This is a genomic window from Actinomycetota bacterium (assembly GCA_030682655.1).
In the GTDB taxonomy this organism is placed as follows: Bacteria; Actinomycetota; Coriobacteriia; order Anaerosomatales; family JAUXNU01; genus JAUXNU01.
Genome location: JAUXNU010000018.1, coordinates 1 through 14,578 on the forward strand (window position 1 = coordinate 1; position 14,578 = coordinate 14,578).

Here is a 14,578-nt window from a genome sequence, read left to right on the forward strand (position 1 = left end):
TGTATGTGTAGGTCTTCGAGGCGCCGGACGCGAGCGAGATCGGGCCGAAGCTCTTGCCGTTCGAGTCGGCGATCCTCACATCGGTCAGGTCGCACTGTCCCGTGTTCGTCACGACGATCTTCCACGTCGCCTGCGGCGCAGGAGGCGGGGGTGGAGGCGGCGGCACGCACTGGATTCCGCTCGCACTCGCCAGCGCCGGGAACGAGTAGGTCTCGGTGTCGTGGAACACGCCGTCGCCGTCAGCGTCGACCGTCTTCTCGATCTTGATGCCGCCGATGCATGGCTTCGTGAGCACGAGGACTGTTGCGTCGTCGGTGTCCGTGTACGTCCGGTTCCACTCATCGCATCCCGTCGCGGTCGCCGTGTTCACGGTGTCCTTGGTGACGGTCGTGGTGTATGTGTAGGTCTTCGAGGCGCCGGACGCGAGCGAGATCGGGCCGAAGCTCTTGCCGTTCGAGTCGGCGATCCTCACGTCGGTCAAGTCGCAGTCGCCGGTGTTCGTCACGACGATCTTCCAGGTGACCTTCGCGCCGCTTGGCGGGACAGGCACGCATTGGATCGAACCCGCGGGGCTACCATCGTCGTAGATGGTCTCGGTATCGTGGAACACGCCATCCCCGTCGGCGTCCACGGTCTTCTCGATCTTGATGCCGCCGACGCAGTCCTTCACAAGCAGAGTAGCGTCGTCGGTGTCGGTATAGGAGCGGCCGCGAACGTCGAACCCTTCGGCGGTCGCCACGTTGACCACTTCGCCGGTGATCGCCGTCTTGTAGGTGAACGTCTCGCTGGCGCCGGGTGCAAGCTCCGCGATCGGACCGAAGCTCTTGCCGTTGGTGTCGTCCACGACGACGTCGTACAGAGTGCACTCACCGGAGTTCGTGACGACGATCTTCCATGTCGCCTTCGGATCGAACACGGGCGGCGGGCCGTCACACTGCACGGAAGCGCCTACCACGGCCAGCGGCCCAACGTAGGTCTCCGTGTCGTGGAACTCGCCATCGCCGTCGGCGTCCACGGTCTTCTCCACCGTGATCTCGCCCCGGCAGACGTGCACCGCAGCTTCGTCGGTCGCGGTGTACTCCGCGCCGTTCTCGTCATACCCCTGAGCCAGTGCGACATTGAGCGTGTCCTGCTCGACCGATGTCTCGTAGTCGAACGTCTCGCTCGCGCCTGCAGCCAGTTCCGCGATCGGCCCAAAGCTCCTGCCGTTGGTGTCCGTCACCATGACATCGTAGAGCGTGGCGTCACCTGAGTTCGTGACGACAAGCTTCCACTGCGCGGTGCCGGCCGGGCCGGTCTCGTCGTGCGTGAAGACGCCGTCGCCGTCGAACTCGACGGTCTTCTCCAGCGAGATGTCGGGCGCGATGACATGCACTCGCGCGCTGTCGGTTGCCGGTCCGACCGGCAGGCCGAACATGTCGATTCCGATCGCGGACACCTCGTTCACGGTGTCCTCGGCTATCTCGGTCTCGTAGGATTCGGTCGCGGAGGCGCCTGGTTCCAGCGTGTACGGGCCAAAGGTGCGACCGTTCGTGTCGGTCATGTACACATCGGTCAGCCGGGTATCACCAGCGTTAGTGACCATGAGCTTCCACACCGCCATACCGGCGGTGCCTGTCTCCTCGTGGGTAAAGACTCCGTCACCATTGAACTCGACGGTCTTGGAAACCCGGATCGCCGAGGTTCGCACGTCCACATCCGCAGCGTCGGACACCGGCCCGACCGGCAGGCCGTCAAGCGCGGTCCCGACAGCGGTTGCCTCGTTGACGGTGTCGCCCTGCGGAACGGTGATGTACTCGAAGGTCTTCGACGCACCGGACGCAAGTGCGAACGACGCCCCGAACCCATGTGCGTTCGTGTCGGTGACGGTGACGTCGGTAAGCGGCGTGTCACCGGTGTTCGTCACGACGATCTTCCAGACCGCCGGGGAACCGGCGACGTACGTCTCCGAATCGCTGAATACTCCATCGGCGTTGAAGTCGACGGTCTTGTCGATTGCGAGAGCGGGCTCTATCACCGGAGAATTCTCGGTGACCATACCGTACATGTAGTCGGGGACGTCGCGCTGCTCGTATCCCTCGGCGTACAGGGTGTTGCGGACGAACTTGAGGGTGCTCTCGCCAGATGCCTTGGTCTCTATGTCCTGCGCCCGAACGACGTAGTCCGCGGTGTAGGTCCTGGTCTCTCCCGCCGCAAACGTCACGCCGGTTGCGAGTGTCTTGGTGCTCCCGTCGGGCTTGACGTCCCAGACGTTCAGAACCGCTGAGTTCGCGTTGGTGTTCTTGACCTGAAGGTTGTAGGTGATGGTGTCGCCGACCCGGTAGTACACCGGCGCCGCCGTGGCGCGCTTGCTCAGCTCGATGTTCGCCGCGAACGCGGGCGAGACACTCAGGAGCGCAAGCGCAGCGGTCAGGAGCACGAGCGCGCCAAGCGTCCAGAGGCGACTGACACTGACCGCCTTCAGGGAGCGCCGCGGCTCGAATCCGTTGCGACCGCGTGACGCCCAACGCACAACCAGCCCGATTGCCGCGGCCAGCAGTGCCAGCATGCCAAGGAGCGTGCCGCTGCCACCGGTGAACGGCAAGAACGGTTCACCCTTGCCCGGAGTCGTCAGTCGCCAGTCGTCGCTGTCATTGTCCGGGTTGGTGTCCTTGTCGTTGTGGATGACGACGATATTGTCGATCGTGGTGCCGGCCGGCACATTGCTCTTGAGGCGAACTGAGTATGTGAACGACTGCCAGCCGTCTTCCGGCGCCAGCGTCTCCTCGAACGTCCAAAGGATCTTGCCGCCTGAGTCGACACCGCCGTTTGAGTCGGCGACGTCCACGTAGCGCTCGTCGTAGTCGTCGGTGATCGTGTAGGATTCGACAGCTTCCTCGCCGATATTGCGGTAGCGCAGCGTGAAGACGACAAGCTCGCCGGGTCGGGCCGTCACGACCTCGGCGCTCTTGAGGATCTCAAGATCCGGCGGGAAGGGCAGGAACACCGGAATGGTGACGAGCGACGTGTCGCTCACCATCCGCTCGTACTTGTCTGTGCCGGTCGCTGTCGCGACGTTGGTCGTGTCGCCCATCAAGACGTTCGTGCCACTGAGAGTCTCGGAATCGCCGGGCTCGAGGACGGGAATCGTTCCGATGAGCCCGATCTTGTCGTCGACGACGTCCACGTCGAAGAGCGTGACCTCGCCGGTGTTGGTCACCGTGAAGAAGTACGTCACTTCCGTGCCCCGGAGCACGCCGGCGATCGAGTCGGCGTTCGCAGTCTTCACGAGGTCGATGTCGATGCCGGGCACGATCACGCGCGCACTGTCACTTACCGGCCCAACCGATCGCTTGGTTTCGTCGAGGCCGGTCGCGGTCGCGGTGTTCTCGGTGTCCTCGGCCACGTCGGTCTCGTAGACGTCAGTGACCGAACCGCCCACCGCGATCGAGTAGGGTCCGAAGCTCTTGCCGTTGGTGTCGGTGACCATCACGTCGTGAAGGGGTGCGTCGCCGGTGTTGCTGACGACGATCTTCCACGACGCGGGGCGGGGCGCCCACGTCTCCTCGTCGGTGTAGATGCCGTCACCGTCGAAGTCGACCGTCTTGGCGATGCCGATCGCCGGAGCGATGATCGCCGAGGACTTGGTGACCGTGGCCGCGATGTCGTCGGGCACGTAGGGTGCCGAGCGCACCTCGGTTCCCTCGACGTGGAGGGTGTTCACAAGGACATTCTGGCCGGCGATGAGACTGGAGTCCGCGGGGTCCGCGGCGTAGTCGAGGGTGTAGTTCGCGGTCTCTCCCGGAGCGAAGGTGCGGCCCGAGTCCAGCGTCGTCACGCTGCCGTCGGGCAGCTTGTCGGTGACGGTGAGAACCGCCGTGTTCGGGTTCGTGTTCGTCACGCTCAGGCGATAGTGGATCGTGTCGCCAGCGTGGTACTTCGCGGGATCGCTCGCCGCGACCTGATTGGTCACGCCGACACTCGCCGCGAGAGCTCCCCCGGCGAACACCAGTCCCGCGATCGCACACGCCATCGCCGCGATCGCCATCGTCCGTTTCCGTCCACCCATCCTCAAGGCCCCCTCGCTCCATCGTCCTAGCCAGTCCGCTCGCCGAGACGTTCTCCGTCCCGACGCAATCGAGATCGACCCACCTCCGGACACCACGCTGCCGCAGCCGAAGCCGCGGCAGAATCGTGCGCTGCATGTGTGCCGGGACCGCACCTCTACCACGTTTGCCGAGGAAAGACAGCCTGGTCACGGCATGTCCAGATGCTGACGGTATACCTCACGCAGGCGTCCTTGGCACTAGGTGCAAGGACAATTCATACGTATTGCTTCCGTACTCATCCTTCCGGCCGAGAATCTCTCATCCACTACGCCGTCGAGAAATTGCGCGGTGCCCGTGAGCTGCACAGCATTCATGGCAGAAACTCCCATATGCAATTTCTCTACGGTGTAGGGTTGTCTCCCTACGGCCGATAAACGGTGTAGAATCTGAATCGTCCTTATGCCGGAAGGGAGATCGGAAACCGTGTCAGCGTATGCCCGCGCACGTGGCCGCAAGCCGCGCATGACCTACGACGAGATCGTCGGCCAGGCCCTCGATCTGATCGACAAGCAGGGCCTCGAGGCCCTCTCGATGCGCCGTCTCGGCAAGCAGCTCGGCGTCGATCCGATGAGCATCTACCACCACATCCCGAACAAGTCGGAACTGCTCGACGCCGTCATAGACTCGGTCATGGCTCAAGTGGATATCACCGTCGACGACCCCTCGGCTCCTTGGGAGGAACGCGTACGAAGACTCGCAACCGCGTACCGTGACGCACTGGCCGCCCACCCGAATCTCATCCCGGCGATCGCCGCGGGACGCGCCCGGATGTTCGGCGGCCTCGCGCCCGCCGAGACGCTGCTCAGCATCTTCGACGCCGCCGGGCTGCCCCGGTCCCGCTGGCTCATCGCGATGAACGCGTTCTCGGCGTGGATCCTCGGCGCGACAACGATGGAACTCACCACCGGCCGAGGAGCGGCTCGCGTCATCGTGGACTGGGCCGTGAGCGTTTCGCATGACGACTACCCGCACGTGGCCACGGCCGTCGCGACACATCACGCCGAGGAGCCGGATGCCTACTTCCGCTACGGCGTCATGACGCTCATCGCGGGACTCGCGGCGATCGCATCCGGCGACGAGCCGAACGGGAAGTAGCGGGCGGTCAAGGCCGCTCGGCGCGTTGCCTCAGCTGCGCGATGGGTATCGTCTGCAATGAAAGCCCGCGTCGACGGCACCGGAGGGGCGGTTTGGGTAGGATAATCACACAGGATCGGTAGGAGGGCTGCCGAGGTGACGAAGGGAGCCAGGGGGTCTGGGAGCATCGCAGACAGTGAAGAGGGGACTCGCGTATGGACGTGCGGGTGCGGGGGAGATGGATGCGTTGCGCACTGATCCGTATCCAAGCGAGATGTCGGATCTTGGGGAAGATGGGATTGTTGCCATCGCCGATGCGCAGGTTCGTCGCGCGTACAACAACAAGCGTCTGCCTCACATGAGGCCGAACGGTCGAGAAGAAGGTCCGCGCCGAGGAAGCGTCATATCAGGTCGAGTATGTGGAGTACCGAGACCGACCGACCGGCTCTTGGATTTCTCGCACAAGGTGAGGCTCAAAATACAGTAGTCGCAGACGCTGGGAATGACGCTCGATCTGGGACCGGTTCCCCGAACAGGAAGAGGGCGCTTCGAGCATCTCGAGACGCCCTCTTCGAGCTGTTGGACAACTGCCTTCGCGCGCGGCCACAGCAACTGTACGACACTGCCATGCGAGGAGCCTGCGAGATCAGTTTTCGACCGTCATCAGGGGGTCATTACTGAACCGTCGGCGACACCATCAACCAGGTGCTCCAGTACAAGAAGATCAGACCGTGGTGCGACTACCTCTTCGGCCTGTCGGTGTACGTGTGTGTTCCTGAGTCTGAGCACGAAGTCGCTACTCTACGGGCGTTGGCGCGATACAGTGTGCGTCCCCGCCCGTATTTCCCGACAGGCTCCTAGACATCGCCGTTCCCCTTCTCGGCCCTGGGGGTCATGAACTCGGGCCTCGGCAGAGCCTTCGCTAGATCGAGGAGGAAGATGAGCCGGTCCTTGAAGTTGGCGACTCCCTCGAAAGCCTCGACGGCCTCGGTAGAGAGCGCCTCCTTCGGTGCGGGCCGGATATCGCTCACAAGGATACTGACGACCTCGCTCGCGGAATCGACTGCAAGTCCGACAAGACCAGACTCACCTTCGGCTACTACGATCCGGGACCTCAGTTCGGGCTCAAACTCCCGGGCGAACAACCGCATCGAGATGTCGACGATCGGTATGACCTGGCCACGCAGGTTGATCACACCCTCAACACCGCTGGGCGCAAGTGGCACAGGCGTCGGCTTCTCGTAACGGATGACGCTCTGGACACAGAGAATCGGCAGACCGTACTCCTTGTCACCGAGATGGAAGAGGACGAACTGGCGGCTCTCCTGGATAACGGCCTCTTCCATGATGGCCTCTTCCACCAATACCCTCTTAGTCCAACTCGAACTGAAGTGCCGACTCCTTGAGCTTCTGCGCCATGCCCGCAAGCTCCTGGGCAGACGATGTGATCTCCTGCGTACAAGCGACTTGCTCCTCGACCGCTGCGGCAGTCTCCTGCACTGATGCCGCACTCTCCTCGACGACTGCAGCGATGTCATGCATCGAGCGGTTGACGTTGTCGGTATCTCGTGCTTGGTCAGCCATCACCGAGGCAATCTCATCTGCGAGGGTGGACGTGTGGGTAACGGCTTCCGTGATTCGACGCAGGGCCTCGCCTGTCTTGCCAACGATCTCCGAGCCCAAGGTGACCTCGGCCGTACTGATCTCCATGCGCTTCACCGAGACAGCCGTCTCGTCCTGGATGTCGCCGACCAGCGCGCTGATTTGCTCTGCTGCCTTGGCCGAGCGCTCAGAAAGCTTCTGGACCTCCACGGCGACGACCGCGAAGCCTCGGCCGAGATCCCCCGCACGCGCAGCTTCGATCGCCGCGTTCACCGAAAGTAGGTTCGTCTGATCGGCGATCGACGCAATCACGTCAACGATGGCGCCTATCTCCTTGGATCGCGTGCCGAGCACTCCTACCGACGAGCCGAGCGCCTCGATCGCCTTCCGTATTTCGGCGATCTTCTTGATGGCCTGGTCGGTAGTCTCTTCGCCGAGGAATGCTGCCCTAGCTGCTTCCTCACTCATCTTGCTTGTCTCTTCGGCCTGAAGCGCCACGCTGTTGACGGACTTGGTCATCGACTCCATGGCCGAAGTCGTCTCCTCGACTTCGCGCGACTGCAGTTCCGCGCCACGCGCAATCTGCTGCATCGCCGAGCTGATCCCGGTACCGGAGGAGCTAATCTCACTCGCGGCGCCGGAGAGTAGGGTGGCTGCGTCTAGGACCGATTCGGACGAGCACTGCACCTGCGACACAATCTCGCCAAGCGGCTCGAGCACTCTACGCCTGAGCATCGTGCGGTACGCCAACTGCCCCGGAATGGCACAGACCAACATGACCGCACCGCCGAAGACGGCGGTCCATAGCAACTGGTCGGGTTCGACGAGGAGCACGAAACGTGCAAAGAACCCCGTCGCCAGCAGACCAATGGCCACAGCGGGACCAACCGTTACCCACGCCATAATCGTGAGCGTGAAGGGCACGCTGCGATTCCTGGCGCTGCTACGAAGTGCCCTGGGCATGTCCAGCTTGCCCCCTTTGAGACTAGCAGCCTCCCCTCTGGCCGCTGCGTTCACAGAATAGCAGACGCTCCCCGTGAGACGTACTGGTCTGCTTCGCGGTCTTTCGCGGTCTTTCACCAGCGAACAGCCGCCGCTGACGCGCAAGACGCTGATGTGAGATGACCGGTCAACCCCGTTCCCTCAATGAACGCGTCGATGATCCTCTTCGGCCTGCTGTTCGAGCACTACAAAGAGCCGGACAGCCCGAACTGGATGTCGTTCTTCTTCGGGTCCCTGACCGGCATTGTGTCCCGGCTTGCCATCGGCGTCTACATCTGGAGCCCCGGCTCTATCGCCGAGCCCCCCGGGTTCGTCTACGCGATCTTCGCGATTACGTTCCTGTTCTTCAACAGCTTCGCCATCAACCAGGTGCTCCAATACAAGAAGATCGGACCGTGGTGCGACCACATCTTCGGCGAGTCGGTGTACGTGTTCCTGAGTCTGAGCACGAAGTCGCTACTCGCGTGGCTTGTGTTCGCAAACGCTCTTATGTCTACATGGGGCAAACGGCGGCGGGCAGCAGCCGCTTCTTGTCAGCGCGCTTGAGAGCCCGAGCGGTCGAGGTATGTCACGACCGAACGGGCGAACGCCTCGAAATCACTCATGTGGGCCTCGAAGCCAAGGACCCGGTCCCGGTCCACGTCGCCGTACTCGTGCGCCAGGATGTTGCGAAAGCCCGCCATCTCCCGTAGACCCGGGAGAGCACTCGGCGGCAGAACCTCCGCCGCCCCAAGAATCTCGATGGCTCCGCGATACGTTGTCCAGGGAGTCGGATCGATCGACGCCGCAATCATCGCCGCGACGTCGAGCAGGTCCTGGATTGCCCGATACAGCGCGCGTTCGAGCGCAAGTTCCGTGTCGCTGATGGCTATCCCCGCATGTGGGCCGCTCTCGCGACGAGCCGCATCGATTAGCAGGGCCGCGCGGTTGGCCATTTCCATCATCGAATCGAGCTTGTCGTAGACCCGGCCCTCAAGCATGGCGGTCGAAGAAGTCGCCGGACAGTATCCGCTCTCGCACCGCACGGCGACGCGCCTCCGCCGACGGCCTCTCGCGCTCCGCGCGCTCGCGAACTGACCGCTCAAACCCGAGCCGCGAAGCTCGATGTGCACCCGCCACAACCAGCCCCTCCTCGATCACGGCGAGCGCAAGCTCCAGGGCGACCTCATCCGGAAGGATTAACTCGATAGCGTCCGTTCGAAAGACCAGCGACAAGCGACCGATCAAGTCGAGGCGCACGTTCCATCTCTCCTCGGCGGTCAGGGACTCCGACAAGAGAACCGCGACGTCCACGTCGCTCGCCGGCCGCGCATCTCCCCGCGCAACGCTGCCGAAGAGGTACGCGACCTCAACATCGTCCCGGGCGGCGAAGAAGACCGACAACAGCGCTGCAGCCGTGTCCGGCGACGGCGGCCACGTGCGGGGCTCGCGGTCGTCGAAGCCGATAGCGCGCGGCCCGGGCGCAGCGTAGACGGCCGGGGCCTCACGCACCACACCGGCCCCGGTCTGGCCGGCGACCCGCTCCAGTGCCGCCGCGCGGAGGAACCCGGAGCGGGTCAGATGCTCGCCCGCGGCGGCCTCGTCGATCGCCGCAAGCAAATCGGATGGCAGTGTGATGTTGATGCGCTGAGTCATGCGAGGATTGTAACACACGGCGTGTGTGTTGCGTGTGTATCGGCAAGCCACGGAGTCCCGGAAGTGAACTCCCCCGAGCCGCCCCTACAGCCCCAGCAACCGCTCCGCGTTTCCGCCAAGGACCGCCGCAACCTCGTCGGCGTCGAGTCCCGTGCGACGCAAGTGCGCGATCTCGTGCGCGACATCCGTCCAGGGACCATCCGAGCCGAACAGCACGCGGTCCGCGCCATGCGCGCGTACGAGAGAGACCCACTCGTCGTCGGGCAAGCGTCCGAGCGTGTAGGCGGTGTCGAGCCAGACATCGCGACCAGCGAGCAGTCGCGCGACGTCGTCCCACCGCTGGAAACCGCCAAGGTGCGCGAGGATCGCGACGAGTCCGGGCCACTGGTCGAGCATCGCCGCAAAGGACTCGGCGGTGCCGCGCACTGTGGGGTAGATGATGTCAGCCCCCGCATGGAACAGCACGATCATGCCGTGCTCGATGGCGGCGTCGTACATCGCTCCCATGCGGGGGTCGTGCGGCTCGAAGGACTGGTACTCGGGATGCAGCTTGAAACCGCGCAGACCGAGTGCGGCCATGCGCGCGATCTCCTCGGCCGGGTTGGGGAAGTCGGGGTGCATGGCGCCGAAGGGCACTATGCGCTCGCTGGCGGTCGTTGCGGCCCAGTCGTTGATCGACGCGACCTGCGAGGGCTTGGTCGCGACCGGCTGGATGACCGACACGTCGACCCCGCAGCGATCCATCGCGGCAATCAGGCCCGCCACGGTACCGTCGTAGAGCGCGCGCACGTCGCCGGCGGCCTCGAGAGAGGCGATCGCCCCGGGCGCCAGGGCGTCGGAGAACGCGTGAGTATGTACATCGACTATGCGCATCGCGCCAAGGATAGCGCAGCGCGGGACCGGATTGTCAGCCGATCTGGCCGAGAACCAGCGTCGCGGCGATCCACAGCATGATGCCCGCGATGGCGAGATCGAGCACGCGCCACGCCGCCGGCCGCTCGAAGATCGGTGCGAGCAGCCTCGCCCCGAACGCGAGCGAGAAGAACCACACCACCGACGCGCATCCCGCCCCCAGCGCGAAGTGCGCCCGGCCAGGCATCGCATACTGCGCAGCCAGACTGCCAAGGAGAACGATCGTGTCCAGATACACGTGCGGGTTGAGAAGGCTCACGGCGAGCGTGGTCGCAATGGTGGCGCGCAGCGTGCGCGAAGGCGGAGGCGTGGGTGCGTCGTCCGCCTCCAGGTGTCCGGGGTGGATCGCCGAACGCAGCGCAAGCACGCCGTAGACCGCGAGGAACGCAGCGCCGCCCCAGGCGGCGATCTGCGTGATCGCCGGGAAGTGCGACACGAGCGTACCGAAGCCTCCGGTCCCGGCAGCGATGAGTGCCGCGTCGATTCCGGCGCAAAGGGCAGCGACGGTGAAGGTGTGCTCGCGGCGCAGTCCTTGGCGAAAGACGAAGGCGTTCTGGGCGCCGATCGCGATGATGAGGCTCGCGCCCAGAGCGAAGCCGGAAAGAAGTGGAAGACTCGTCATGCGCAAAGGGTAGCAGTCCTCGCGCGCGAGGGAATAGCCTGTAAGCACTGCCCACTGAGAGGAGCCCAGGAATGGCGACGCGAGACAGACAGAACTACGCGCTCCAGACAATCTTCTCGTTCTTCCTCGGACTGATAGTGCTTGCGTTCATAGGCATCGGTGTCAACACGTTCTACGAGTCGCCCACGACCGACCAGGCGGTCCAAGACGAGCTCGACTCTCTCTACCGGCAGCAAGGCAACCTCTCCCCCAAGGCAGGAACGACGGAACTCACGCCGCAGCAGCAGAGCGAGGAGAAGCGTGTCCAGGACCGGATCAACGAGATCAACAAGGAGCAGGAGACCATCCGCGAGGGCTGGGCGCGGAACACGAGCATCGTGCTGATCGCGTTCGCAACGCTTGTGATGGGCATCTCGCTCGTGCGGAGCGAACAGCTGCGGGTGATATCGAACGGCCTGCTTCTGGGAGGCCTGTTCACGACCATCTACGGCGTGGGCTGGGTGCTGTTCTCCGGGCAGTCCGTTGCGCGATTCGTGGTGGTGGTCTTCGCGTTCGCGATATCGATCGGTCTGGGCTATGTGAAGTTCGTCCGCGAGCGGGCGGGGGCGGCGATGGCGCCGGCCGGTGCGGTCGTGCTCGCAGGCGGTCCGCTGCCCGAAGGTGCGGTGGCAGAACTCGCCGCACGCGTGGATGCGCTCGAGGCGCGGGCGGCTGCGGCTGCGGCTGCGCTCGGGGCCCCGCGGGACGCTCTGGGTAAGGACTACCCATCTACGCGAGACTGAAACAGCAGTAGGAGTGGGCGCCGCAAGCGGCGCGAGTGAGGGGTGATCGGCTATGAGGGGCGTATCTTTGACGATGCGGGGGGCGATCGCGACGGCAGTGCTCGTCGCCATGCTCACGGGTGGGGCTGCGGCGGCGCATGCAGCTGTCCCGATTCTGACCGCCGACATCTATGGTTGGGTGAAGGACAAACAGTCCGGGGAGCCGATAAGCGGCGCAACGGTCGAACTCTTGTACGACGCTGGCTCCACATGGGAGTTCGAGGACTCGACGACTTCCAACGCGACAGGCAGATACTCGTTTGTTGACCTCTCCGTGGGACCCGACCGGGTCATCAATTTCTCCCACTATCGACACCGCCCGACGTTCGCGTACGCGGACTATCTCGGCACGCCCTTGCGCAAGGACGCAACGCTTCGACCCCTGGTCGAACGCCTATGGGGCAGCAACCGCTACTCTGCTGCCGTAGACATCGCCGGCAGATTCGGTGATGGCTCGGGCTCGGTGCCGTGGCCGCCCGCGACACACGTGATCATCGCTTCCGGCGAGGACCGCGCCGCAGCCGACCCGCTTGCTGCCGCCGGTCTCTCCTGGATCTACGACGCGCCCCTCCTGCTTGTCGACACCGACTACGTACCCGCCGAAGTAGTGCAGACGGTGGCCGGCATGAAGGCGACCTACGGGCCGCTGACCATTCATATCGTCGGCGGCACGACGTCCGTACCCAACGCCCGTTTCACGGAACTCAACGCAGCCGTAGGCGGCGGGCTCACCAAGGACCGAATCCTGTCCGCTGGAAACAGGTACGACCTGGCCGCGGCAATCGCCGCACGCATGAAGCAGGTGGCCGCCGTCACTCCGGGGAAGACGCTGCCGACGGAAGTATTCGTTGCCAATGGAGCCGACGCAACCAAGTTCTTCGATGCGCTTGCGCTCTCGCCCATCTCAGCCGAGCGCGGGGTGCCGATTCTCCTGGTGAGCGCTGGTTCGATTCCGGGCGCCACACAAACTGCACTGAACAACCTGAATCCTTCCGAGGTGATTGTAGGTGGCGGCCCGAACACGGTCGGATCCGCAGTCTACAGCGCACTCGATTCGCAGTTCACCGCCGACCGGTGGTGGGGCTCGAACCGCTACACGACCGCCATCGACATAGCCGAAGAAGCCTTGGCGGAAGGTTGGCTCAACCCTTCGTACATCGGCGTTGCAGCGAAGCTGCCGGATGCCCTTGCGGGCGGAGCGACCATGGGGAGTCTGCGAGGCCCCCTCGTCATCACGAATGGAACGCTGCTCACGCCGGAGACCGAGTCCTTCCTCGAGAGGTGGGACACCGGAAACGACATCGCCGCATACGCCCTCGGCGGCCCCAACAGCCTGTCCGAGACGGTGCGACAGGACATGATCACGGCGCTCGTCCCGTAGGACCGTACTCGATCCGTAGAATCGACAAGGCCGGTAAGGATGCATTCTCCCTACCGGCCTGCGGTTTCGTATGGCGGGAGTGACGGGGCTCGAACCCGCGACCTCTGGCTTGACAGGCCAGCGCTCTAACCAACTGAGCTACACCCCCGTGTCCCGTGAGACACAGCTTGCGTATTGTATCGACCTTCGTGCGTCGTGTCCACACGCCCGAACAGGGGTCGGGAGTTCGTCCGAGGCCTACGCGGCCCACTGTGCGCTCAGCACTTCCGCCTGCTCGAGAACAAGCTTCGTCGCCGCTTCCTGCTTGTCGGGGGGATAGCCGTACTTGCGCAGGATGCGCTTGACGATGACCCGCATCTCGGCTCGAACGTTCTCGCGCACGGTCCAGTCGATCTTCACGTTCTCGCGCACCTTCGCGACCAGCTCATGCGCGAGCTTCTTCAGCTCAGCGTCGCCAAGGACTTCGCGTGCACTCCCGTTCTCAGCCAGTGCGTCGTAGAACGCGACCTCGTCGTCGGTCAGCCCGAGGCCTACGCCTCGTTCCTGCGCCGCACGCATGTCCTTCGCGATAGCGATGAGCTCCTCGATCACCTGCGCCGCCTCGATGGCGCGGTTCTGGTAGCGGCGAACCGACTCTTCAAGCATGGCGGCGAACGAGCGCGCCTGCACCACATTGCGGCAGCTGCGCGTCTTGATCTCGCCTTCGAGCAGCTTGCGGAGGGTCTCCACCGCGAGGTTGCGCTGCGGCAGGCCGCGCACTTCTTCGAGGAACTCGTCCGAGAGTATCGAGATGTCGGGCTTGCCGAGACCAGCCGCCGCAAAGATGTCGACAACTTCGCCGGGCGCGACGGCCTTGGATACCAGCTGCTGGATGGCGTGTTCGATATCCTCCGGTGAGCGGCCGGTCCCTGTGATGGCCTCCTTCGCGAGTACGGAGCGCACGGCCTGGAAGAACGCGAGATCGTCGCGGATCGCGAGCGCCTCGTCAGCCGGCACTGCGAGCGCGAACGCCTGCGAGAGCGCCGACACGTTGTCAAGCAGCCGCTTCTTGCCGTCCTTCTGCGCGAGAATGTGCTCCTGAGCGCGCGGCAGCAGTCCAAGCCGCTCATGCGGTGCACCCGTCGTCCAAACGCCCCAGTCGAACCCATGGAACAATCCGCGGACCACCTCGTACTTCTCCTGCATGAGCGCCACAGCCACTCTCTGATCGATTGCCGCCGAGCCAGACCCGCCGTTCTCCGTGTACACGGCAAACGCGTGCCGCAACTGGTCCGCGAGCCCCAGATAGTCCACGACCAGCCCGCCGGGCTTGTCGCGGAACACCCGGTTCACGCGCGCGATCGCCTGCATGAGGCCGTGCCCGCGCATGGGCTTGTCCACATACATCGTGTGCAGGCATGGCGCGTCGAAGCCCGTGAGCCACATATCTCGTACGATCACG

The 14,578-nt window shown here is 64.2% G+C and carries 12 protein-coding genes and 1 tRNA gene; 4 read left to right on the plus strand and 9 right to left on the minus strand.

Annotation, left to right across the window (positions count from 1 at the left end; all coding sequences use genetic code 11):
- The coding region (locus Q8K99_01105) for a hypothetical protein (protein MDP2181155.1) at nucleotides 1–4,048 on the minus strand (4,048 nt) is incomplete at its 3' end.
- A gap of 463 nt (nucleotides 4,049–4,511) precedes the next feature.
- Between Q8K99_01105 and Q8K99_01110 the strand changes: the two genes are divergently transcribed.
- On the plus strand, nucleotides 4,512–5,183 hold the full coding sequence (locus Q8K99_01110) for a TetR/AcrR family transcriptional regulator C-terminal domain-containing protein (GenBank protein ID MDP2181156.1): 672 nt from the start codon (nucleotides 4,512–4,514) through the stop codon (nucleotides 5,181–5,183).
- Nucleotides 5,184–6,019: 836 nt separating this feature from the next.
- Here Q8K99_01110 and Q8K99_01115 read toward each other — a convergent pair.
- A complete protein-coding gene (locus Q8K99_01115) occupies nucleotides 6,020–6,523 on the minus strand; it encodes a chemotaxis protein CheW (GenBank protein ID MDP2181157.1) in 504 nt (167 codons plus the stop codon).
- Between the two features lie 10 nt (nucleotides 6,524–6,533).
- Nucleotides 6,534–7,727, minus strand: coding sequence for a methyl-accepting chemotaxis protein (locus Q8K99_01120; GenBank protein ID MDP2181158.1), 1,194 nt, complete (start codon nucleotides 7,725–7,727; stop codon nucleotides 6,534–6,536).
- A 183-nt stretch (nucleotides 7,728–7,910) separates the two neighbouring features.
- Here Q8K99_01120 and heR point away from each other — a divergent pair, with 183 nt between their 5' ends.
- Entirely contained in the window at nucleotides 7,911–8,312 is a 402-nt protein-coding gene (heR, locus tag Q8K99_01125; GenBank protein ID MDP2181159.1) for a heliorhodopsin HeR, read from the plus strand.
- Here the strand turns inward: heR and Q8K99_01130 are convergent.
- The 4 genes from Q8K99_01130 to Q8K99_01145 form a co-directional block, all read right to left on the minus strand.
- On the minus strand, nucleotides 8,300–8,746 hold the full coding sequence (locus tag Q8K99_01130) for a DUF86 domain-containing protein (protein MDP2181160.1): 447 nt from the start codon (nucleotides 8,744–8,746) through the stop codon (nucleotides 8,300–8,302). The genes heR and Q8K99_01130 overlap by 13 nt on opposite strands.
- Entirely contained in the window at nucleotides 8,739–9,401 is a 663-nt protein-coding gene (locus Q8K99_01135; GenBank protein ID MDP2181161.1) for a nucleotidyltransferase domain-containing protein, read from the minus strand. The genes Q8K99_01130 and Q8K99_01135 overlap by 8 nt, the downstream gene beginning before the upstream one ends.
- Before the next feature lie 84 nt (nucleotides 9,402–9,485).
- Nucleotides 9,486–10,274: an amidohydrolase family protein gene (locus Q8K99_01140; GenBank protein ID MDP2181162.1), complete on the minus strand. Its 789-nt coding sequence runs from the start codon at nucleotides 10,272–10,274 to the stop codon at nucleotides 9,486–9,488.
- 34 nt (nucleotides 10,275–10,308) lie between these two features.
- Nucleotides 10,309–10,935 (minus strand): LysE/ArgO family amino acid transporter, encoded by a 627-nt coding sequence (locus Q8K99_01145; protein ID MDP2181163.1) that lies wholly within the window; start codon nucleotides 10,933–10,935, stop codon nucleotides 10,309–10,311.
- A 71-nt stretch (nucleotides 10,936–11,006) separates the two neighbouring features.
- Between Q8K99_01145 and Q8K99_01150 the strand changes: the two genes are divergently transcribed.
- Nucleotides 11,007–11,717: a hypothetical protein gene (locus Q8K99_01150; protein MDP2181164.1), complete on the plus strand. Its 711-nt coding sequence runs from the start codon at nucleotides 11,007–11,009 to the stop codon at nucleotides 11,715–11,717.
- A 52-nt stretch (nucleotides 11,718–11,769) separates the two neighbouring features.
- Complete coding sequence (locus tag Q8K99_01155) at nucleotides 11,770–13,137, plus strand: cell wall-binding repeat-containing protein (GenBank protein ID MDP2181165.1); 1,368 nt, start codon at nucleotides 11,770–11,772, stop codon at nucleotides 13,135–13,137.
- A gap of 71 nt (nucleotides 13,138–13,208) precedes the next feature.
- Here the strand turns inward: Q8K99_01155 and Q8K99_01160 are convergent.
- Both Q8K99_01160 and Q8K99_01165 read right to left on the minus strand, forming a co-directional pair.
- A tRNA-Asp gene (locus Q8K99_01160) sits at nucleotides 13,209–13,285 on the minus strand.
- 89 nt (nucleotides 13,286–13,374) lie between these two features.
- On the minus strand, nucleotides 13,375–14,578 hold a 1,204-nt coding region (locus Q8K99_01165; GenBank protein ID MDP2181166.1), incomplete at its 5' end, for a DUF3387 domain-containing protein.